We start from the raw sequence: 21,579 nt of genomic DNA on the forward strand, positions 1-21,579 counted from the left end.
GATGAAGACGACCGAGACCTCCGCGCCCCTGCCGGCCGACCCCGGCTCCGGCGCGTCCGTCAGCAAAGCCGGCCCGCCCGCGAAGGAGGGACCGGCGAGGGAGAAAAGCGACGGAAAGGTGCTGAACGCCTTCTCCCACGGCATTCTGGCCCTCTGGGCGGTGATGGTCGTCCTGCCGCTGCTCTGGGCGGTGATGACCTCCTTCAAGGACGACAGCTCCATCTTCGGCTCGCCCTGGTCGCTGCCCGGCACCCTGCACTTCGACAACTGGTCGCGGGCCTGGACCGAGGCCGACATGGGTGACTACTTCCTCAACACCGTGCTGGTGGTCGGCGGTTCGCTGACCGGCACGCTCGCCCTCGGCTCGATGGCGGCCTACGTCCTGGCCCGCTTCGACTTCCCGGGCAACCGCTTCGTCTACTACCTCTTCATCGCCGGCATGGGCTTCCCGATCATGCTGGCGCTGGTGCCGCTCTTCTACGTCGTGAACAACATGGGGCTGCTCAACACCATCCACGGCCTGATCCTGGTCTACATCGCCTACTCCCTGCCGTTCACGGTGTTCTTCCTGACGGCCTTCTTCCGCACCCTTCCCGCCTCGGTGGCGGAGGCCGCCTTCGTCGACGGCGCCTCGCACAGCCGCACCTTCTTCCAGATCATGCTGCCGATGGCGAAGCCCGGTCTGATCAGCGTCGGCATCTTCAACTTCCTGGGGCAGTGGAACCAGTACATGCTCCCGACGGTGCTCAACACCGACCCCGACAAGCGCGTCCTCACCCAGGGGCTGGTCCAACTGGCCGTCAGCCAGGGATACAAGGGCGACTGGTCGGGACTGTTCGCCGGACTGGTGATGGCGATGCTGCCCGTGCTGGCCGCGTACATCGTCTTCCAGCGCCAGGTGGTCCAGGGCCTGACGGCGGGCGCGCTGAAGTAGCGCCGCCGGCGCGGGGGCGGAACGGGGCGCGAGGACGCACCGGACCCCCCGCACGCCGGCCCGCACCTCGGCCCGCGCCCCGGCTCACGCGCGGCCCGCATCCGACGCGCATCCGGCGTCTGAACAGGCACGACCGCCCGCCTGCCCGCTCGCCCGGCGCTCTCCCGCCGCCCGCCCCCGCGCCTCCCGGCGACGCTGGCGCCGTCCGCGCCCCGCGCACCCGCCCCTCTGCGCGTCCGCGGGTGCGCGGGGCGGGTGGGACGCCGTCCCGGGCGCGGTGCGGCGAGTGGGTGAGAGGCGCTGGGCCGAAGCGGTGAGCGTGGGCGACACGTTCCCGCGGAGCCGTGCCCGCCACGCCCCGCACCCGGCCCCGTACACCCCGCGACCGAGGGCTCCGCCACCCTCCGTGTTTCTTCGCACGCATGCGGATACTGTTCAACCTCTTGACGGGAGGCGACCCGAACAGCTCAGCTTAGAGTTCACTAGTTGGACATAGGGGCCTCATCGAAGCGGCCCCGCGCGCAGGAGGTCGTCGTGGAGACTCCGGGGTCGCAGTCGTCGCTGCACCGAGCCAACCTGGAGCGAGTCGTACGCGCCGTGCGCCTGGCCGGGTCCCTCACCCAGGCGGAGATCGCCCGGACGACCGGACTGTCGGCCGCGACCGTCTCCAACATCGTGCGCGAACTCAAGGACGGCGGAACCGTCGAGGTCACGCCCACCTCGGCCGGTGGCCGCCGGGCCCGCAGCGTCAGTCTGAGCGGGGACGCGGGCATCGTCATCGGCGTCGATTTCGGGCATACCCATCTCCGGGTCGCCGTGGGGAATCTGGCCCACCAGGTGCTCGCCGAGGAGTCGGAGCCGCTGGACGTGGACGCCTCGTCCACCCAGGGCTTCGACCGGGCGGAACAGCTGGTCAGCCGGTTGATCGAGGCCACCGGGGTGGACCGCGCGAAGGTCGCCGGAGTGGGTCTGGGCGTGCCCGGGCCGATCGATCTGGAGTCCGGCAGCCTCGGCTCCTCCGCGATCCTGCCCGGCTGGATCGGCACCCGCCCCGCCGAGGAGATGAAGGGCCGGCTGGGCGTCACCGTGCACGTGGACAACGACGCCAACCTCGGCGCCCTCGGCGAGATGGTCTGGGGCAGCGGCAGGGGCGTGCGCGACCTCGCGTACATCAAGGTCGCGAGCGGTGTCGGCGCAGGTCTGGTGATCGACGGGAAGATCTATCGCGGCCCCGGCGGCACCGCAGGAGAAATCGGACATATTACACTCGATGAATCCGGCCCCGTCTGCCGCTGCGGGAACCGGGGCTGCCTGGAGACCTTCGCGGCCGCGCGCTATGTGCTGCCGCTCCTCCAGTCCAGCCATGGCACGGATCTGACGATGGAAGGCGTCGTGCGGCTGGCCAGGGACGGAGACCCGGGCTGCCGTCGGGTGATCGCCGACGTCGGCCGACACATCGGCAGTGGAGTCGCCAATCTCTGCAACCTGCTGAACCCGAGCCGGGTGGTCCTCGGCGGCGATCTCGCCGAGGCCGGTGAACTGGTGCTCGGGCCGATAAGAGAGTCCGTCGGCCGCTATGCGATCCCGAGCGCCGCGCGTCAACTCTCCGTTCTCCCAGGGGCACTTGGGGGTCGTGCCGAGGTGCTCGGAGCGCTCGCTCTCGCACTCAGCGAGATGGGTGATTCGACCCTTTTGGACGGCACGCTGACCGCCGCGACACCTGCCTTCACTTAGAGAACGAATGACGCCGTTGCCATCTCGTTAAGTATTTACTTCTTGACGTCGCACGTGTGGCCGAGTTGACTTCCAGCCACCTCGGCCGCAGCGTTGCGGCCCTGTCAGGGAGGCACACCCCAAATGAACGCAACGATGCGTAGAGTCGTGATCGGCGCCACCGCCGTCTCCATGGCACTGTCGATTGCCGCGTGCGGCAAGGCCGGCGACAAGGACAGCGACTCCGGCAGCAGCAGCTCGGGCGACAAGTCCATCGGCCTGCTGCTCCCCGACAGCGTCACCGCGCGGTACGAGAAGTTCGACAAGCCGTACTTCGACGCCAAGGTCAAGGCGCTCTGCTCCGACTGCAAGCTGGAGTACGCGAACGCCGCGGCCGACCCGGCCAAGCAGGCCCAGCAGGTCAGCAACATGGTCACCAAGGGCGTGAAGGTCATCGTGATCTCCGCCCAGGACTCGGCCGCGATCAAGTCGTCCATCAAGTCCGCGGTGGACAAGGGCGTCAAGGTCGTCGCGTACGACCGTCTCGCCCAGGGCCCGGTCAGCGCCTACGTGTCCTTCGACAACGTCAAGGTCGGCGAGCTCCAGGGCCAGGCCCTGCTCGACGCCCTCGGCGCCAAGGCCACCCCGAAGTCGAAGATCGTCATGATCAACGGTGACGACGCCGACCCGAACGCCGCCCAGTTCAAGCAGGGCGCGCACAAGATCCTCGACGGCAAGGTCGACATCGCCTACGAGCAGTCCGGCCTGTGGAAGGACACCGTCGCCGCGCAGAAGATGTCCGCGGCCATCACCCAGCTGGGCGCGAAGAACATCGCCGGCGTCTACGCCGCCAACGACGGCATGGCCGGCGGCATCGCCAACACCCTCAAGGGTGCAAAGATCAGCAACATCCCGCTGACCGGTCAGGACGCGGAGCTCGCGGCCATCCAGCGGATCGTCGCCGGCACCCAGTCCGCCACGGTCTACAAGGCCTACAAGCCCGAGGCCGAGACCGCCGCCCAGCTCGCCGTCAACCTGCTGGAGGGCAAGGACATCAAGTCCCTCGCCACCCAGACGCTGACCAGCGGCTCCGGCGACAAGGTGCCCTCGCAGCTGCTGACCCCGGTGTCGGTCACCAAGGCCAACATCAAGGACACGGTCGTCAAGGACGGGCTCTTCACGGTCGCCCAGATCTGCACGCCCGAGTACGCCGCCGCCTGCAAGGCCGCCGGCCTCCAGTAGCGGCCCCCCTCCCGGGGAACCGTCCCGGCCGGCGTGAGCCGGACGCGGTCCGTTCCCCGGGACCCGTCGACCGCCCCCCGGCGGTCCCGCGAGACCTGTCCGACGCCCGCCCCACCTTCACACCCCGCTGCCGGGGCGGGCGTCGGACGGAACCGTTGCCAGGAGCGGCGGATTCGCGCATGTTCATCTTGTAAACCTCGTGCGTCGGCGCCGCGTCACCCGCGCGTCGCGCACATCCCTCCGCGCCTGTTCGTTGCGCGCGGCATCCCCGCCGGTCAGGCGGCGAAGGAGATGGTTCACGTGTCCGCTACGCCCGTGTTGGCGTTGCGCGGGGTCTCCAAGCGATTCGGTGCGGTCCAGGCACTCACCGAGGTCGAGCTGGAGGTCCACGCCGGAGAAGTGGTCGCCCTGGTGGGCGACAACGGCGCAGGAAAGTCCACCCTGGTCAAGACGATCGCGGGTGTCCATCCCATCGATGAGGGCGTCATCGAGTGGGAAGGCAGGCCCGTCAGCATCACCAAGCCGCACGACGCCCAGGGACTCGGCGTCGCGACCGTCTACCAGGACCTCGCCCTGTGCGACAACCTCGACGTGGTCGGCAACCTCTACCTCGGACGTGAGCTGCTGCACCGCGGCGTCATCGACGAGGTGACGATGGAGAAGAACGCGCGGGAACTGCTGTCCACGCTCTCCATCCGCATCCCGAGCGTGCGCATCCCGATCGCGAGCCTCTCGGGCGGTCAGCGCCAGGTCGTCGCCATCGCCCGCGCGCTGATCGGCGAGCCGAAGGTCGTCATCCTCGACGAGCCCACGGCCGCCCTCGGCGTCGAGCAGACCGCGCAGGTCCTCGACCTGGTCGAACGGCTGCGTGAGCGCAACCTCGGCGTCATCCTCATCAGCCACAACATGGCCGACGTCAAGGCGGTCGCCGACACCGTCGCCGTCCTGCGTCTGGGCAAGAACAACGGCTCCTTCCCCGTGAAGGACACCAGCCACGAAGAGATCATCGCCGCGATCACGGGTGCCACGGACAACGCCGTGACCCGTCGTGCGGGGCGTCGCACCGCGGAGGCGGCAAAGTGAGCGACACGTCGAAGCCCGTCAAGAGCGACTCCTCGGAGCCCGTGAAGGGCACGAAGACCGAGAAGGCCGCGACGGCGACCGAGGTCGGCAAGACCGAGGGCGTGGTCGCCGGCCAGGAGACCGTGGCCCCCGCGGACGACCCGACGGCGGCGCCCGTCACCGTCGTCGACCCGCGTCTGCTGATCCGCGAGGAGGGCCTCAAGGGCTACCTCACCGAGTTCAAGCGCAAGGTCAAGGGCGGTGAGCTGGGGCAGATCCCCGTCGTCATCGGCCTGATCGTCATCTGGACGATCTTCCAGCTGCAGAACGACCGCTTCCTGAGCGCCGCCAACCTCTCCAACATCAGCTACTTCCTCTCGGCCACCGGCATGCTCGCCATCGGCCTGGTGTTCGTGCTGCTGCTGGGCGAGATCGACCTGTCGGTCGGTTCCGTCAGCGGCCTGGCGTCCGCGCTGTTCGCCGTGTTCGTGACCGACCACGGGGTGAACCCGTGGCTGTCGCTGGTCCTGGCGATCCTCGTCGGCATCGCCGTCGGCGCCCTTCAGGGCTGGTTCTTCGCGAAGATCGGCGTACCGGCGTTCGTGGTGACCCTGGCCGGCTTCCTCGGCTGGAACGGTCTGATGCTGTGGCTGCTGGGCTCCAGCGGCACGATCAACCTGCCGTCGGACTCAGGCCCGGTCCACCTGCTCGGCCAGAACTCCTTCTTCATGGACCAGGCGATCATCGGCGCCTACATCCTGGCCGGTCTCGCCGTCGTGCTGTCCGCGGTCGGCAACTTCGGTGAGCAGCGCCGCCGCCGGGCCGCCGGGGTGCCGTTCCGCCCGACCGGCGAGATCCTGCTGCGCGTGGGCCTGCTCGCGCTCGCCGCGTTCGTCTCCGCCGCCGTGCTGAACAACGCCTCCGGCGTCTCCAACGCGCTGGTGATCTTCCTGGCCGCGCTGGTGATCGTGGACTTCGTGCTCCGCCGCACCACCTACGGCCGCAAGGTCTTCGCGGTCGGCGGCGGCATCGAGGCCGCCCGCCGTGCCGGCATCAACGTGCCGATGATCCGCATCACCGTGTTCGCCATCTCCGGCGGCTTCGCGGCGGTCGGTGGCATGTTCTTCGCCGGTCAGACCGCGGGCGCCTCGCTGAGCGCCGGCGGCGGCAACACCCTGATGCTCGCCATCGCGGCGGCCGTCATCGGCGGCACCAGCCTCTTCGGCGGCCGCGGCACCGTCTGGTCCGCGCTGCTGGGCATGCTGGTCATCCAGTCCATCCAGACCGGTCTGGACCTGCTGAACATGAACACCTCGATCCAGTACATGATCACCGGTGGTGTTCTGCTCGGCGCCGTCGTCATCGACTCGGTGTCCCGCAAGAGCCAGAAGGCGGCGGGCCGCGGCTAGACCGCGTCCCTCACCCAGGGCTTTCGCAGCACCCCGTGCCCGGCATCCCGGTGGATGCCGGGCACGGTCGTGTCTTGGGAGGGGCCGATCCCGGGTACGCCCGTTCGCGTGACGTATGACGCACGGGCCGGACACCGGCCGCCCGGGCGGAACATTAGACTCGACAAGCCCGGCAACAGCTCGATCAGCTTTTACTGCAAGGAGGCACGGGTGCCGCTGCTGACCCGCATCAGGGGACCGCGCGATCTGGACCGGCTCAGCCTGGAGGAGCTGGACCAGCTGGCAGGGGAGATCCGGACCTTCCTCGTCGACGCCGTCTCCAAGACCGGCGGCCACCTCGGCCCCAACCTCGGCGTGGTCGAGCTCACCATCGCCCTGCACCGGGTGTTCGACTCGCCCAAGGACAAGGTGCTGTGGGACACCGGCCACCAGTCCTACGTGCACAAGCTGCTCACGGGCCGGCAGGACTTCTCCCGGCTGAAGATGAAGGGCGGCCTGTCCGGCTATCCCTCGCAGGCGGAGTCCGAGCACGACGTCATCGAGAACAGCCACGCCTCCACGGTGCTCGGCTGGGCCGACGGCCTCGCCAAGGCCAACCAGATCCTGGACCGCGACGACCACGTCGTCGCCGTCATCGGCGACGGGGCGCTCACCGGCGGCATGGCCTGGGAGGCGCTGAACAACATCGCCGACGGCGACCGCCCGCTGGTCATCGTCGTCAACGACAACGAGCGCTCCTACGCGCCGACCATCGGCGGCCTCGCCAACCACCTCGCCACCCTGCGCACCACCGACGGCTACGAGCGCTTCCTGGCCCGCGGCAAGGACCTCCTGGAGCGCACGCCGGTCGTCGGCAAGCCCCTCTACGAGACCCTGCACGGCGCCAAGAAGGGCCTGAAGGACTTCATCGCCCCCCAGGGCATGTTCGAGGACCTGGGCCTGAAGTACGTCGGCCCGATCGACGGCCACGACATCGAGGCCCTGGAGTCCGCGCTGGCCCGCGCCAAGCGGTTCGGCGGCCCGGTCATCGTGCACTGCCTCACCGAGAAGGGCCGCGGCTACCAGCCCGCCCTCCAGGACGAGGCGGACCGCTTCCACGGCATCGGCCCCATCCACCCCGACACCGGTCTGCCGATCAAGGCCTCGGGCGCCGACTGGACCTCCGTCTTCGGCGACGAGATGGTGCGGCTCGGCAAGGAGCGCGAGGACATCGTCGCGATCACGGCGGCCATGCTCCAGCCGGTCGGCCTGAAGAAGTTCGCGGACGCCTTCCCCGAGCGCATCTACGACGTCGGCATCGCCGAGCAGCACGCCGCCGTCTCCGCCGCCGGCCTGGCCGCGGGCGGGGTGCACCCGGTCTTCGCGGTGTACGCCACCTTCCTGAACCGGGCCTTCGACCAGGTCCTGATGGACGTCGCCCTGCACAAGTGCGGGGTGACCTTCGTCCTGGACCGGGCGGGCGTCACCGGCACCGACGGCGCCTCCCACAACGGCATGTGGGACATGTCGATCCTCCAGGTCGTGCCCGGCCTCCGGCTCGCCGCCCCGCGCGACGCCGACCAGGTCCGCGCCCAGCTGCGCGAGGCCGTCCAGGTCGAGGACGCCCCGACCGTCGTCCGCTTCTCCAAGGGCGCCGTCGGCCCCGCCGTGGCCGCCGTGGGACGCGTCGGCGGCATGGACGTGCTGCGCGAGAGCGGCACCGACACCCCCGACGTGCTGCTGGTCTCCGTGGGCGCCCTCGCCCCGATGTGCCTGGAGATCGCGACGCTCCTCGACCGCCAGGGCATCACCACCACGGTCGTCGACCCGCGCTGGGTCAAGCCCGTCGACGAGGCCATGGCGCCGCTCGCCGAGCGGCACCGGGTGGTCGTCACCGTCGAGGACAACTCGCGCGTGGGCGGCGTCGGCTCCACGATCGCCCAGGCCCTGCGCGACGCCGGCGTCGACGTCCCGCTGCGCGACTTCGGCATCCCGCCGCGCTTCCTCGACCACGCCTCGCGCGCGGAGGTCATGGCCGAGATCGGGCTCACCGCGCCCGACATCGCCCGCCAGGTCACCGGCCTCGTCTCGAAGCTCGACGGACGCTACGGCCGGTACGGCGCCGCGGCCTCCGACGTCGACTCCGTGGAGAGCGCCCGCGACTGACGCCGTCGCAGCCCGCCGACACGTCCGGATGGACCGGTTCCGCCACTGCGAAGAGTGGTGGAAGCGGTCCGTTCGCGTTAACCGGCCCGCGCCGGGGCATACGGTCTACGCCCCCTCTCGATCATGTCGAGGACGACACAGCGTGGGAGGTACCCCGTGAGCAGCACCCTCTTCCGGACGAAGAAGGTCGAGCAGTCCATCCTCGATACCGAGGAGCCAGAGCACGCGCTCAAGAAGTCCTTGTCCGCGCTCGATCTGACGGTCTTCGGCGTCGGCGTCATCATCGGCACCGGCATCTTCGTCCTCACCGGCACGGTCGCCAAGAACAACGCCGGTCCCGCGGTCGCCCTCGCCTTCGTGGTGGCCGGGGTCGTCTGCGCGCTCGCCGCGCTCTGCTACGCCGAGTTCGCCTCCACCGTCCCGGTGGCCGGCTCCGCGTACACCTTCGGCTACGCCTCCCTCGGGGAACTGCCCGCCTGGATCATCGGCTGGGACCTGGTCCTGGAGTTCGCGCTCGGCACGGCCGTGGTGGCCGTCGGCTGGTCCGGGTACATCGCCTCGCTGCTGGACAACGCGGGCTGGCACCTGCCGGCGGCGCTCAGCGGCCGGGAGGGCGCCGACGGCTTCGGCTTCGACATCCTGGCCGCCGGGCTCGTCCTGGTGCTGACCGCCGTCCTCGTGGTCGGCACGAAGCTCTCCGCGCGCCTCACCTCCATCGTGGTCGCCATCAAGGTCACCGTCGTCCTGACCGTGATCGTGGCCGGCGCCTTCCTGATCCACGGCGAGAACTACGACCCGTTCATCCCCAAGGCGCAGGCCGTGGACGCGGGCGGCGGCCTCAAGGCCCCGCTCATCCAGCTGATGTTCGGCTGGGCGCCGTCCAACTTCGGCGTCATGGGCATCTTCACCGCGGCCTCCGTGGTCTTCTTCGCCTTCATCGGCTTCGACGTCGTCGCCACCGCCGCCGAGGAGACCAGGAACCCGCAGCGCGACATGCCCCGGGGCATCATCGGCTCACTGATCATCTGCACGGTCCTCTACGTCGCCGTCTCGATCGTCGTCACCGGGATGGAGCACTACACCAAGCTTTCCGTGAGCGCCCCGCTCGCCGACGCCTTCAAGGCCACCGGGCACCCCTGGTTCGCGGGCTTCATCAGCTTCGGCGCCGCCGTCGGCCTGACCACGGTCTGCATGATCCTGCTCCTGGGACAGACCCGCGTCTTCTTCGCCATGAGCCGCGACGGCCTGCTGCCGCGCTTCTTCTCCCACGTCCACCCGCGGTTCCGGACCCCGCACCGGCCGACCATCCTGCTCGGCGTGCTCATCGCGATCCTGGCCGGCTTCACCAGCCTGAGCGAGCTCGCCGAGTTGGTGAACATCGGCACCCTGTTCGCGTTCATCGTCGTCGCCATCGGCGTGATCATCCTGCGCCGGTCCCGCCCCGACCTGCCGCGGGCCTTCCGCACCCCCTGGGTGCCGGCCCTGCCGATCGTGTCGGTGTGCGCCTCGCTGTGGCTGATGCTGAACCTGCCCGCCGAGACCTGGCTGCGGTTCGGCATCTGGATGGTCGTCGGCTTCGCCGTGTACTTCCTCTACGGCCGCTCCCACAGCCGTCTCGCGGGCCCTCAGGAGGCTTCCGCGGCCTCCGCCGGACCTTCCCGCGACGACACCGTCTGACGGCCTCACAGCCGCCCTCACGGCCGCTCGCGGGCCTGCCCCACGGGCTCTTGCGGGCGGCCTCCCGCGGCGCGTGTCCCGGCCGGCCCCGCACACGGCGTGCGGGGCCCGCCGCCCGTCGTGCCCGGACGCCCCACGCGCGGGGCGTCCCGCCGGGGCTCAGCCCCGCACCGCGCGCGGCCCGGTGACGTCCGCGCCCAGCTCGGCGACCCGGCGGCGCAGCTCGCGGTCGGCCGTCACGACCAGACGCCCGCGCGCTCCGGCCTCGGCGACCAGCTCCACGATGCGGTCGTCACCGCTGCCGGACGCCGCCTCCACCCGCACCCCGGGCACCGGCTCCACCCCGCGTGCCGCGCCCTCGACCACGAGGACGATCTCCACGGGCCCGGTGCTCCCGGGCAGCCCGTGCGCGGCCAGCCGGTCGCGCAGCCGCTCCGCGGCCCCGTGCCGGTCCCGCCACCAGCCGTCGGGCACCGACCCGACGACGTTCGCGCCGTCCACGATCACCAGCAGGGCCCTGTCTCCGTCGCCGTCACCGTGGCCGGGTTCGCCGTCGCCGATGCCGGTGCCGACGGTGTCGTCGTTGTCGTCCATGCGGCCCACGGTCGCACGGACGGCCCCCGGGCGAGACCCGCGCGCGGGCGTCCCGCCGCCCGCGTCATAAGGTGACCGGGTGAACGGCGACTGGCTCATACGCGGCCGCGACGGGCGGCTCGCTGTGTATCTCGTGTCGGACGACGCCGTCCTGTGCCGGGCGGAACGCTTCCCGGGAGGGCCCTGGGAGGCCCCGCGCAGGGTCGGCGGCGACCAGCAGGTCCATCCCGTCCTGGGCCTCGGCCAGGGCGCGGACGAGTACGCGCACCTGGCCACCTGGTGGACCACGCGCAAGGGCGTGACCGGCCTGGTGCACTCCACGCACTTCCGGCCGCTGCTCGCCGCCCTGGACTGGGCGCCCCTCGGGCACCCCGACAAGAAGGGCGGCCGCACCGGCACGCCCGCGGTAGCCGTCGACGCCGAGGGACGCGCGCACGTCTTCGTCCGCAAGGGCGGGGGCGGGGTGGGCCTGATCGTCCAGAAGGAGAAGGGCGGCTGGGAGCCCTGGCGGGACCTGGAGGGACAGGGCGTCGAGGAGCCGCCCGTGGCGGTCGCGGCCGCGTCGGGCCGCGTCGAGGCCTACGCGGCCGTGTCCGGCGGGATCCTGCACTGGAGCCGGCCGGCGCAGGACGCCGAGCCGGAGCTGACCGGGTCGCTCGACGCGCCGGTGCGAGCGGGGACCCTGCGCGCCCTGGCCACCTCCGCGGAGCACACCACCGTCTTCTACACCGACGAGTCGGGCGACCTGTGCGCCTGGCGCTCCGGCGGGAAGGCCGTCCGCCTGCTGGCGGCCGCGGGCCCCGGCCCGGTCGCCGCCGTCCGTACCGAACTGGACAGCCACGACTGCACGCTGCTCGCCCAGCGCTCCGCGAGCGGCCGGGTCGCCTTCGCCGCGTACCCCACCGAGCGCGAGTCGGCGGGCGCCTGGTGGACCGAGTCCGGGCCGCAGCTGCCCGCCGACGCCGTGGTCGCGCTGGCCAAGGACCACCTGGACCGGGTGGTCGCGGCGGCCCTGTCCCCGTCCACCGGGGACCTGCTGCTCACCCGCCGCAAGGACGAACCGGGCCTCGCCCTGACGGCCTGGCAGCCCGTCTGACGCGTCGCGGCCGCACGGCCGTTTGAGGCAGCACCTCGTGGGACCGGTCAAGCACAGAGGGCCTCCGCCCGTAGGCGGAGGCCCTCTTCAGGTGCACGACGCGCACCCGGTCACCGGCGTTACGCCGGCACCGACGCCACGCCCGGCGCCAGGAACTTCTTGCCGTTGACGCGCTCGGAGACGCCCTCGCGGTCCAGGTACGGCGTGATGCCGCCCAGGTGGAAGGGCCAGCCCGCGCCCGTGATCAGGCAGAGGTCGATGTCCTGCGCCTCGGCGACGACGCCCTCGTCGAGCATGAGCCCGATCTCCTGCGCCACCGCGTCCAGGACGCGCGCCCGCACCTGCTCCTCGGTCAGGACGGTGTCGCCCTGGTTCAGGAGCGCCGAGACCTCGGGGTCCAGCTCTGGCTTGCCGCTGTCGTAGACGTAGAAGCCGCGCTTGCCCGCCTTGACGACGGCCGCGAGGTTCGGGGAGACCGTGAAGCGATCCGGGAACGCGCGGTTCAGCGTCTCCGAGACGTGCAGGCCGATCGCCGGGCCGACCAGCTCCAGCAGCACCAGCGGCGACATCGGCAGGCCGAGCGGCTCCACCGCCTTCTCCGCGACCGCGACCGGGGTGCCCTCGTCGATGACGTTCTGCACCTCGCCCATGAAACGGGTCAGGATGCGGTTCACGACGAACGCCGGTGCGTCCTTGACCAGGACCGCCGTCTTCTTCAGCTTCTTGGCGACGGCGAAGGCCGTGGCCAGCGAGGCGTCGTCGGTCTGCTCGCCGCGCACGATCTCCAGCAGCGGCAGGATCGCGACCGGGTTGAAGAAGTGGAAGCCCACCACCCGCTCGGGGTGCTTCAGCTTCGACGCCATCTCGGAGACCGACAGCGAGGAGGTGTTGGTGGCGAAGATCGCGTGCGCCGGGGCGACCGCCTCGACCTCCGCGAACACCTGCTGCTTGACGCCGATCTCCTCGAACACGGCCTCGATGACGAAGTCCGCGTCGGAGAAGCCCTCGGCCTTGTCCAGGACGCCGGAGACCAGCGCCTTGAGACGGTTGGCCTTGTCCTGGTTGATCCGGCCCTTGCCGAGCAGCTTGTCGATCTCGGCGTGGACGTAGCCCACGCCCTTGTCGACGCGCTCCTGGTCGATGTCGGTCAGCACGACCGGCACCTCCAGGCGGCGCAGGAACAGCAGGGCGAGCTGCGAGGCCATCAGGCCCGCGCCGACCACGCCGACCTTGGTGACCGGACGGGCCAGGGACTTGTCCGGGGCGCCGGCCGGGCGCTTGGCGCGCTTCTGCACCAGGTTGAAAGCGTAGATGCCGGAGCGCAGTTCACCGCCCATGATCAGGTCGGCGAGCGCCACGTCCTCGGCGTCGTAGCCCTGCTGGAGGTCGCCGTTCTTGGCGGCGGCGATGATGTCGAGGGCGCGGTAGGCGGCCGGGGCCGCGCCGTGCACCTTGCTGTCGGCGATGAACCGGCCGCGGGCGACGGCCTGGTCCCAGGCCTCGCCGCGGTCGATCACCGGACGGTCGACGACGATCTCGCCCTTCAGGACGGACGCCGTCCAGATCAGGGACTGCTCCAGGAAGTCGGCGCCCTCGAACAGGGCGTCGGCGATGCCCAGTTCGTAGACCTGTACGCCCTTGAGCTGCTTGTTCTGGTTGAGCGAGTTCTCGATGATGACCGAGACGGCCTTGTCCGCGCCGATCAGGTTCGGCAGCAGGGTGCAGCCGCCCCAGCCGGGGACCAGGCCGAGGAAGACCTCGGGCAGCGAGAACGCGGGCAGCGCCGCGGACACCGTGCGGTACCGGCAGTGCAGACCGACCTCGACGCCGCCGCCCATCGCCGCGCCGTTGTAATAGGCGAACGTCGGGACCGCGAGGCCCGCGAGGCGCTTGAAGACCTCGTGGCCGCCCTTGCCGATGGCGAGCGCGTCCTTGTGGTCCTTGAGCAGTTCGACGCCCTTGAGGTCCGCGCCGACGGCGAAGATGAACGGCTTGCCGGTGACGCCGACGCCGACGATCTCGCCCGCCGCGGCCTCCTTCTCGACCTGGTCGATCGCCAGGTCGAGATTGGCCAGCGACTGCGGGCCGAAGGTGGTCGGCTTGGTGTGGTCGAAGCCGTTGTCCAGCGTGATCAGGGCGAAGCGCCCCGCGCCGAACGGCAGGTCGAGGTGGCGTACGTGCGCCTGGGTGACGACCTCGTCCGGGAACAGCTCGGCCGCGCCCTTCAGGAGCTCAGCGGTGGTGGTGCTCACTTGTCGCCTCCGGCGGACTCGAAGTGGGGGTTCTCCCAGACGACCGTCGCGCCCATGCCGAAGCCGACGCACATCGTGGTCAGGCCGTAGCGGACCTCCGGCTGCTCCTCGAACTGGCGGGCCAGCTGCGTCATGAGACGGACGCCGGAGGAGGCGAGCGGGTGGCCGAAGGCGATCGCGCCGCCGTACTGGTTGACGCGCTCGTCGTCGTCGGCGATGCCGTAGTGGTCGAGGAAGGCCAGGACCTGGACGGCGAAGGCCTCGTTGACCTCGAACAGGCCGATGTCGGAGATGGACAGTCCCGCCTGGGCGAGGGCCTTCTCCGTCGCCGGGATCGGGCCGTAGCCCATGACCTCCGGCTCGACGCCCGCGAAGGCGTACGACACCAGGCGCATCTTGACCGGCAGGTCGTTCTCGCGCGCGAAGTCCTCGGACGCGATCAGCGAGGCGGTCGCGCCGTCGTTCAGGCCGGCCGCGTTTCCGGCGGTGACCCGGCCGTGGACGCGGAACGGGGTCTTGAGGCCGGAAAGGTTCTCCAGCGTCGTCCCCGGGCGCATCGGCTCGTCGGCGGTGACCAGGCCCCAGCCCGTCTCACCGGCCTCCGCGTTGGTGCGGCGCACCGAGACCGGGACCAGGTCGGCCTGGATCTTGCCGTTGGCGTACGCCTTGGCGGCCTTCTCCTGGGAGCGCACGGCGTACTCGTCGGCGCGCTGCTTGGTGATCTGCGGGTAGCGGTCGTGCAGGTTCTCCGCCGTCATGCCCATGAACAGGGCGGACTCGTCGACCAGCTTCTCGCTGACGAACCGCGGGTTGGGGTCGACGCCCTCGCCCATCGGGTGGCGGCCCATGTGCTCGACACCGCCCGCGATGGCGACGTCGTACGCGCCGAAGGCGACGGAGCCGGCGACGGCGGTGACCGCCGTCAGGGCGCCCGCGCACATGCGGTCGATGGAGTAGCCGGGCACGGAGGTCGGCAGGCCGGCCAGGATGCCGGCGGTGCGGCCGAGGGTCAGGCCCTGGTCGCCGATCTGCGTGGTCGCGGCGATGGCGACCTCGTCGATCTTCTTCGGGTCGAGACCGGGGTTGCGGCGCAGCAGCTCCCGGATCGCCTTCACGACGAGGTCGTCGGCCCGGGTCTCGTGGTAGATGCCCTTCGGGCCCGCCTTGCCGAACGGGGTACGGACGCCGTCTACGAAGACGACGTCCCTGACGGTACGAGGCACGATGGCTCTCCTCCAGGGTGCGGGGTGGCACTGCTGCGGCACGCAAGCGCTGAGCGCGCGCTCAGAACCCATGCTACTTGTGGGTAACGTAGCTGCACACCCCTGTCGGGAGGAGCGGCGAACGTCACACCGGCGGCGCTCGCCGACCATCCTGGCCCAGGACCGCGGCGGCGCGGTGGATCCCCTCGGCGTGAGCACCGGCGTCGGCGCCGGACCCGCGCCCGCGGTCACCCCGAACAGCGCACGGGCGGCCCCTGCCGCGAGCCGTGCACGTCGTGGCTCACGGCGGAGAGCGTCGGGTGGGTGAGGCGGGACAGCCGGGAGTCGTCCCACGCGAGCAGGGACACGTCGCCCGGCACGGCGAGCCCCGTCTCGGCCGTTCCTCCGCATGCCCTCTCAGGATCTTGGCGTGATCTCGACGCCGCTGCTCCGCTTCAAGGGGCCCTGCTCGGCCCACTGGGAAACGATCTCGGCAGGAGCCGTCCTGGTCATCCTGCCGACGCTGGTCGTCTTCCTCGTCCTCCAGAAGGACATCTGCAACGGCTTCATGAGAGGAGCGACGAGGTGACCGTCCGGCAGGCGGCGCCCTCCGGCGGCCGGCCGCAGCCGCCGGGGAGGCCGCCGAGCCCGCCGAGGGAGGCCGCGCGGCAGGACGGCCCGGCCGCCGGGTGCCGGAGCGGCTAGGCGGCCGGCTCGGCGAGGGCGGCGGCGAGGACCGGCGCGACCTGCTCGACCTGCCAGGGCCGCGCCCCGTACCCGGTCAGCGCGGAGGCGACCGCGTCCCGGTCGGCGGCGGGCGGCTCCCAGCACACGCGCCGCACCGCGTCCGGGGCGACCAGGTTCTCCTGCGGCATGTTCAGCTCCTCGGCCAGCGCGGACACCGCGGCGCGCGCCGCGGACAGCCGGGCCGCCGCCGCGGGGTCCTTGTCGGCCCAGGCGCGGGGCGGCGGAGGCCCGGCGACCGGCTGCCCCGGCTGGGGCAGCTGCGACTCGCTCAGCGCCCTGGCCCGGTCGACCGCGGCCTGCCACTGCTCCAGCTGCCGCCGGCCCATCCGGTGCCCGTAGCCGTTCAGCGCGGCCAGTGCCTGCACGTTCACCGGGAGGGCGAGCGCCGCCTCCACGATGGCCGCGTCCGAGAGGACCTTGCCGGGGGAGACGTCCCGCCGCCGGGCGATCTGGTCCCGTGTCTGCCACAGCTCCCGCACGACGCCCAGCTGCCGCCGCCGGCGCACCTTGTGCATGCCGGAGGTGCGCCGCCAGGGGTCCTTGCGGGGCTCGGCCGGCGGCGCGGAGGCGATCGCGTCGAACTCCTGGCGGGCCCACTCCAGCTTGCCCTGCCGGTCCAGCTCCTTCTCCAGGGCGTCGCGCAGGTCGACCAGCAGCTCGACGTCCAGGGCCGCGTAGCGCAGCCAGGGATCGGGCAGCGGGCGGGTCGACCAGTCCACCGCGGAGTGGCCCTTCTCCAGCACGAAGCCCAGCACGCCCTCGACCATGGCGCCGAGGCCGACCCGCGGGAAACCGGCCAGCCGTCCGGCCAGCTCGGTGTCGAACAGCCGCGTCGGCGTCATGCCTATCTCGCGCAGACAGGGCAGGTCCTGGGTGGCCGCGTGCAGCACCCACTCCACGTCGGACAGCACGTCGCCGAGCGCGGACAGGTCGGGGCACGCCACCGGGTCGATCAGCGCGCTCCCCGCGCCCTCGCGGCGCAGCTGCACGAGATAGGCGCGCTGGCCGTAGCGGTAGCCGGAGGCGCGCTCGGCGTCGACGGCGACCGGGCCGGAGCCGGCGGCGAACGCGGCGATCACCTCGGCGAGGGATTCCTCGTCGGCGATCACGGGCGGAATGCCCTCGCGCGGTTCCAGCAGAGGTGTCGGCGCCCCGGAAGCAGTAGATCCGCCGTCGTCCGGAGGGGCGCCTCCGGTGGTTCGCAGTGAACTGGCTGCTGCGGTTTCTTGGGCGTCGGTCACCTGTCAAGGGTATCCGTGTATCGACGGCACCCGCCGACGGAACGTTCCGTCGGCGGGTGCCGGGGGGTCGTAAACCGGTCAGGCCGGTGAATGACGGGGGCGGACGGCCGACCGGCAGGGGGTCGGGGGGCCGTGCCGCGGTCCGGAGCCGGGGACCGGCCGGCGACGGCCGGCGGCGCGACTCACGGGGAGAGGGAGCAAAGGGGGTGAGGGAGGGGGGAGGGGAAGGGCGGGGGAGGGAGGGGCGACGGGGGGCGCGGTCAGTGGATGATGCCGGTCCGCAGGGCCACCGCGACCATCCCGGCGCGGTCGCCGGTGCCCAGCTTGCGGGCGATGCGGGCGAGGTGGCTCTTGACGGTCAGCGCGGACAGGCCCATCGAGACGCCGATGGCCTTGTTCGACTGGCCCTCGGCGACCAGCCGCAGGACCTCGACCTCGCGGCCGGAGAGTTCGCGGTAGCCGCCCGGGTGGCTCGGGGCGCCCGGGGGGCGGCGGTGCATACGGGCGGCGGCGCCGAGGGGGGCCGCACCGGGCCGGCTGGGGAGGCCGAGGTTGGTGCGGGTGCCGGTGACGACGTAGCCCTTGACGCCGCCCGCGAGGGCGTTGCGCACGGCGCCGATGTCGTCCGCGGCGGACAGGGCGAGGCCGTTGGGCCAGCCCGCGGCGCGGGTCTCCGACAGGAGGGTGAGGCCGGAGCCGTCGGGCAGGTGGACGTCGGCGACGCAGATGTCGCGGGGGTTGCCGATGCGGGGACGAGCCTCCGCGATGGACGAGGCCTCGATGACGTCGCGCACACCGAGCGCCCAGAGATGGCGGGTGACGGTGGAGCGGACGCGCGGGTCGGCCACGACCACCATGGCGGTGGGCTTGTTCGGGCGGTAGGCGACCAGGCTTGCGGGCTGCTCGAGGAGAACGGACACCAGGCCTCCTGGATGGGGGACGGGGGGCCGGCTCGTGGGGGCTTGTGGGGAGGAAGCCGGGACGAACCGTGCTTTCAAGGTCACAGTCGTCTTCGGCAGCGAACCCGGGGTCCTTTAGACAATGATCACGATCTAGTGAGTAACAATACGTGCAATTCGGACACGCGATCGATCATCCGAAGATCGAGTCGGTTTAAGTAGGTGTCTTACGGGACCGAAAATGGTCGTATCGACAAAGAGATGGTCAACGTGACTGGGGCCCCCTGCGCTGCGGCAGCGTCACCACCGACGCGTCGCCCGGCCCGGCCGGCGGCAGCCCCGCCACCTGCGCCAGCAGATCGCACCACGACGCCAGGTGCGCCCCGGTGTCCGGCACCCCGCCGAGCCCCTCGCGCGGCGTCCAAGAGGCCCGGATCTCGATCTGCGAGGCCGCGGGGCGCTCCGCCAGCCCGCCGAAGTAGTGTGAACTGGCGCGCGTGACGGTCCCGCTCGGCTCCCCGTACGTCAGCCCCCGCGCCTGGAGCGCGCCGGTCAGCCACGACCAGCACACCTCCGGCAGCAGCGGATCCGCCGCCATCTCCGGCTCCAGTTCGGCCCGCACGAGCGTGACCAGCCGGAACGTTCCGCGCCAGGCGTCGTGCCCGGCCGGGTCGTGCAGCAGCACCAGCCGGCCGTCGGCCAGGTCCTGGTCGCCGTCCACCACCGTCGCCTCCAGCGCGTGGGCGTAGGGGGCGAGCCGCTTCGGGGCCGGCGTCTGCTCGACCTCGATCTGCGGCCGCAGCCGGGCCGCTCTCAGCGCGTCGACGGCGGCCCGGAAGGGCAGCGGAGCCGATGTGCTCCCGTCCCGGTCCCCCTCGTTCGCGTCATCCATCCCGCCAGCGTCGTCCGACAGTCGTCCCTGAGCCGCAGCCATGCGGGGAAGATTAAGGGGAACCGGGCCTCCGCGCGGGGCAAGACACCCGCGCACGGCGCACGGACGGGTGCGCGCTGGGCGAACAGGCGCACGGACCGACGCGTCCGCGATGCCACGGAAGAGGGACGCGCGGGCCCCGCGAGGACCCGTACGGCGCAGAACGGGCGGGCGCACGGGGGGCCGCGGGGGGACGTGCGGGAGCGCGAGAAGGGCCCGGAAGAGGCACGGAAGAAGCACGGAAGAAGCACCTGAGCGGCACCGAACAGGCGCGGGACCGGCACGGAAGACGCATGGGAGGCGCGCGGACGAGGCGGGGAGGGAGCCTGGGAGGGGTGGCGGAGAGGGGCGTCCGGGGCGTGACCGGGATGGCGCCGGGGAGGCGGGGGGTCGGTGCGGGGGGCGGCCCGGCCGTCCGCGGCGCCGTGCGAGACTTGCCGTCGTGAGCGCGAACGAGAGCCCCGCGGGCCGGCAGCCGACAGCGACGTACGACAGTGCCTTCCTGAAGGCGTGCAGGCGCGAGCCCGTGCCGCACACGCCCGTGTGGTTCATGCGGCAGGCGGGGCGCTCGCTGCCGGAGTACCGCAAGGTCCGCGAGGGCGTCGGGATGCTCGAGTCCTGCATGCGGCCCGACCTGGTCACCGAGATCACCCTTCAGCCGGTGCGCCGGCACGACGTGGACGCGGCGATCTACTTCAGCGACATCGTCGTCCCGCTCAAGGCCATCGGCATCGACCTCGACATCAAGCCGGGCGTCGGCCCCGTCGTCGAACGGCCGATCCGCACCCGCGCCGACCTCGCCCAGCTGCGCGACCTCACCCCCGAGGACGTCTCCTACGTCACCGAGGCCATCGGCCTGCTGACGGCCGAGCTGGGCGCCACCCCCCTCATCGGCTTCGCGGGCGCCCCGTTCACCCTCGCGAGCTACCTCGTCGAGGGCGGCCCGTCGCGCACGTACGAGAACGCCAAGGCGATGATGTACGGCGACCCCGAGCTGTGGGCCGACCTGCTCGACCGCCTCGCGGAGATCACGGCCGCCTTCCTGAAGGTGCAGATCGAGGCGGGCGCGAGCGCCGTCCAGCTCTTCGACTCCTGGGCAGGCGCCCTCGCGCCGGCCGACTACCGCCGCTCGGTGCTGCCCGCCTCCGCGAAGGTCTTCCGCGCGGTCGAGGGCTACGGCGTCCCGCGCATCCACTTCGGCGTCGGCACCGGTGAGCTGCTGAAGCTGATGGGCGAGGCCGGCGCGGACGTCGTCGGCGTCGACTGGCGCGTCCCGCTCGACGAGGCCGTGCGCCGGATCGGCCCCGGCAAGACGCTCCAGGGCAACCTCGACCCGACCGTGCTGTTCGCCGGCACGGAGGCTGTCGAGGCCAAGGCCCGCGAGGTCCTCGACGCGGCGGCCGGCCTGGAGGGCCATGTCTTCAACCTCGGCCACGGCGTCATGCCGTCCACCGACCCCGACGCGCTGACCCGCCTGGTGGACTACGTCCACACCCGGACGGCCCGCTGATCCGCCGGGCGCGCCGCAGCCGTCACCAGGTCTGACGGGGGCGCGCCCGCCTGCCGAACAGCAGGCCGCGCGGCTCCGGCGGCGGGGGCGTGCCCGCCTTGAGCGGCCAGGCGAGCAGCATGCCCGCGAGGAAGCCGACCACGTGCGCGGCGTACGCCACGGTGCCCGCGCCCGACACGCCCTCGCCGGAGGAGTACACCGCCTGGAGCGCGAACCAGAAACCGAGCACCAGCCACGCCGGCAGCCGCAGCGGCAGGAACACCAGGAACGGGACCAGCACCCACACCCTGGCCTTCGGATACAGCACCAGATAGGCCCCCAGCACCCCGGCGATCGCGCCGGACGCGCCGATCAGCGGGTCGGTGGACTCGGCGTTGAACACCGCGAAACCGTATGAGGCCGCGTAGCCGCAGACCACGTAGAACAGCGCGAAGCGCACATGCCCCATGCGGTCCTCGATGTTGTTGCCGAAGATCAGCAGGAACAGCATGTTGCCCAGCAGGTGCAGCCAGCCCCCGTGCAGGAACATCGCGGTGAACACGCTCAGCGCGGGCGTCTTGACGTAGTCCGGCGGGGCCAGTTGGCAGCCGGCGCCGCGCACCTCCCCGGTGGACACCAGCTGCGGGAGCTGATGATGCATCAACTCGCGTGGCACGGCCGCGTAGTGCTCCAGAAAGGCGTGCAGATGGCAGGCCTGGGCCAGGGTGCTGTCGCCCGCCACGGACCCGGACAGGCCGGGCATGAACAGGAACACGAGGACGTTCGCGCCGATCAGCGCGTACGTCACCACCGGGGTGCGGCGCACGGGGTTCACGTCATGCACGGGGATGACCACAAGGAAGTTGTGCCCCCGATCCGTTCGGCGAACCGGTGAACGCGCGCGCCCGCCACCGCGTATGAACCGTCAACCGCTCGCGGCACGAAG

At 71.6% G+C, this 21,579-nt stretch carries 16 protein-coding genes and 2 pseudogenes; 10 read left to right on the forward strand and 8 right to left on the reverse strand.

The window, feature by feature from the left end; translation table 11 throughout:
- The first annotated feature begins 1 nt into the window (after position 1).
- The 7 genes from ACGFSH_RS24435 (at position 2) to ACGFSH_RS24465 (ending at position 10,182) form a co-directional block, all read left to right on the forward strand.
- Positions 2-934: a carbohydrate ABC transporter permease gene (locus ACGFSH_RS24435; RefSeq protein WP_393352084.1), complete on the forward strand. Its 933-nt coding sequence runs from the start codon at positions 2-4 to the stop codon at positions 932-934.
- 534 nt (positions 935-1,468) lie between these two features.
- The gene (locus tag ACGFSH_RS24440; RefSeq protein WP_393352086.1) at positions 1,469-2,668 is read left to right on the forward strand and encodes an ROK family transcriptional regulator; all 1,200 of its coding nucleotides are present in this window, start codon (positions 1,469-1,471) and stop codon (positions 2,666-2,668) included.
- A gap of 123 nt (positions 2,669-2,791) precedes the next feature.
- On the forward strand, positions 2,792-3,889 hold the full coding sequence (locus ACGFSH_RS24445) for a sugar ABC transporter substrate-binding protein (protein WP_393352088.1): 1,098 nt from the start codon (positions 2,792-2,794) through the stop codon (positions 3,887-3,889).
- A gap of 291 nt (positions 3,890-4,180) precedes the next feature.
- On the forward strand, positions 4,181-4,972 hold the full coding sequence (locus tag ACGFSH_RS24450; protein ID WP_393352091.1) for an ATP-binding cassette domain-containing protein: 792 nt from the start codon (positions 4,181-4,183) through the stop codon (positions 4,970-4,972).
- Positions 4,969-6,360: a sugar ABC transporter permease gene (locus ACGFSH_RS24455; protein ID WP_393352094.1), complete on the forward strand. Its 1,392-nt coding sequence runs from the start codon at positions 4,969-4,971 to the stop codon at positions 6,358-6,360. Before ACGFSH_RS24450 ends, ACGFSH_RS24455 begins: the two co-directional genes overlap by 4 nt.
- A gap of 210 nt (positions 6,361-6,570) precedes the next feature.
- On the forward strand, positions 6,571-8,505 hold the full coding sequence (gene dxs / locus ACGFSH_RS24460) for a 1-deoxy-D-xylulose-5-phosphate synthase (protein ID WP_393352295.1): 1,935 nt from the start codon (positions 6,571-6,573) through the stop codon (positions 8,503-8,505).
- Positions 8,506-8,661: 156 nt separating this feature from the next.
- A complete protein-coding gene (locus ACGFSH_RS24465; protein ID WP_393352097.1) occupies positions 8,662-10,182 on the forward strand; it encodes an amino acid permease in 1,521 nt (506 codons plus the stop codon).
- Positions 10,183-10,341: 159 nt separating this feature from the next.
- On the opposite strand, the gene ACGFSH_RS24470 is transcribed toward ACGFSH_RS24465, so the two are convergent.
- A complete protein-coding gene (locus ACGFSH_RS24470) occupies positions 10,342-10,776 on the reverse strand; it encodes an NTP pyrophosphohydrolase (RefSeq protein ID WP_393352099.1) in 435 nt (144 codons plus the stop codon).
- Positions 10,777-10,855: 79 nt separating this feature from the next.
- Between ACGFSH_RS24470 and ACGFSH_RS24475 the strand changes: the two genes are divergently transcribed.
- Positions 10,856-11,872, forward strand: coding sequence for a hypothetical protein (locus tag ACGFSH_RS24475; RefSeq protein ID WP_393352102.1), 1,017 nt, complete (start codon positions 10,856-10,858; stop codon positions 11,870-11,872).
- A gap of 119 nt (positions 11,873-11,991) precedes the next feature.
- Here ACGFSH_RS24475 and ACGFSH_RS24480 read toward each other — a convergent pair whose 3' ends face one another.
- The 3 genes and pseudogenes from ACGFSH_RS24480 to ACGFSH_RS24490 form a co-directional block, all read right to left on the reverse strand.
- Positions 11,992-14,124 (reverse strand): 3-hydroxyacyl-CoA dehydrogenase NAD-binding domain-containing protein, encoded by a 2,133-nt coding sequence (locus ACGFSH_RS24480; RefSeq protein ID WP_393352105.1) that lies wholly within the window; start codon positions 14,122-14,124, stop codon positions 11,992-11,994.
- Positions 14,121-15,347: a thiolase family protein gene (locus tag ACGFSH_RS24485; protein ID WP_393352108.1), complete on the reverse strand. Its 1,227-nt coding sequence runs from the start codon at positions 15,345-15,347 to the stop codon at positions 14,121-14,123. Before ACGFSH_RS24485 ends, ACGFSH_RS24480 begins: the two co-directional genes overlap by 4 nt.
- Positions 15,348-15,509: 162 nt before the next feature.
- Positions 15,510-15,724: pseudogene (locus ACGFSH_RS24490) on the reverse strand (substrate-binding domain-containing protein); the annotation flags it as partial.
- On the opposite strand from ACGFSH_RS24490, the pseudogene ACGFSH_RS24495 reads away from it, so the two are divergent.
- Positions 15,724-15,915: pseudogene (locus ACGFSH_RS24495) on the forward strand (carbohydrate ABC transporter permease); the annotation flags it as partial. The pseudogenes ACGFSH_RS24490 and ACGFSH_RS24495 sit on opposite strands and share 1 nt — an antisense overlap.
- Before the next feature lie 112 nt (positions 15,916-16,027).
- On the opposite strand, the gene ACGFSH_RS24500 reads toward ACGFSH_RS24495, so the two are convergent.
- The 3 genes from ACGFSH_RS24500 to ACGFSH_RS24510 all read right to left on the reverse strand — a co-directional run bounded on the left by ACGFSH_RS24500 (position 16,028) and on the right by ACGFSH_RS24510 (position 19,105).
- Positions 16,028-17,314, reverse strand: a complete 1,287-nt coding sequence (locus ACGFSH_RS24500; protein WP_393352110.1) for an HRDC domain-containing protein — start codon at positions 17,312-17,314, stop codon at positions 16,028-16,030.
- A 260-nt stretch (positions 17,315-17,574) separates the two neighbouring features.
- Positions 17,575-18,234 carry a response regulator transcription factor gene (locus ACGFSH_RS24505; protein ID WP_329414662.1) on the reverse strand — a complete coding sequence of 220 codons (660 nt, stop codon included), beginning with the start codon at positions 18,232-18,234 and terminating at the stop codon, positions 17,575-17,577.
- Positions 18,235-18,478: 244 nt separating this feature from the next.
- On the reverse strand, positions 18,479-19,105 hold the full coding sequence (locus tag ACGFSH_RS24510) for a DUF3000 domain-containing protein (RefSeq protein WP_393352113.1): 627 nt from the start codon (positions 19,103-19,105) through the stop codon (positions 18,479-18,481).
- Between the two features lie 481 nt (positions 19,106-19,586).
- Here ACGFSH_RS24510 and hemE point away from each other — a divergent pair, with 481 nt between their 5' ends.
- Positions 19,587-20,654 (forward strand): uroporphyrinogen decarboxylase, encoded by a 1,068-nt coding sequence (gene hemE, locus ACGFSH_RS24515; RefSeq protein WP_393352116.1) that lies wholly within the window; start codon positions 19,587-19,589, stop codon positions 20,652-20,654.
- 22 nt (positions 20,655-20,676) lie between these two features.
- On the opposite strand, the gene ACGFSH_RS24520 is transcribed toward hemE, so the two are convergent.
- Positions 20,677-21,489 (reverse strand): rhomboid family intramembrane serine protease, encoded by an 813-nt coding sequence (locus tag ACGFSH_RS24520; protein WP_393352120.1) that lies wholly within the window; start codon positions 21,487-21,489, stop codon positions 20,677-20,679.
- Positions 21,490-21,579: the final 90 nt, after the last annotated feature.

This window comes from Streptomyces sp. NPDC048481 (genome assembly GCF_043200075.1).
Classification (GTDB): domain Bacteria; phylum Actinomycetota; class Actinomycetes; order Streptomycetales; family Streptomycetaceae; genus Streptomyces.

Bases quoted from the DNA above. Each gene is read 5' to 3' on its own strand.
- ACGFSH_RS24510 (WP_393352113.1), bottom strand. From the start codon at position 19,105: ATGGATGACGCGAACGAGGGGGACCGGGACGGGAGCACATCGGCTCCG.
- ACGFSH_RS24435 (WP_393352084.1), top strand. From the start codon at position 2: ATGAAGACGACCGAGACCTCCGCGCCCCTGCCGGCCGACCCCGGCTCC.
- ACGFSH_RS24450 (WP_393352091.1), top strand. From the start codon at position 4,181: ATGGTTCACGTGTCCGCTACGCCCGTGTTGGCGTTGCGCGGGGTCTCC.
- ACGFSH_RS24445 (WP_393352088.1), top strand. From the start codon at position 2,792: ATGAACGCAACGATGCGTAGAGTCGTGATCGGCGCCACCGCCGTCTCC.
- ACGFSH_RS24470 (WP_393352099.1), bottom strand. From the start codon at position 10,776: ATGGACGACAACGACGACACCGTCGGCACCGGCATCGGCGACGGCGAA.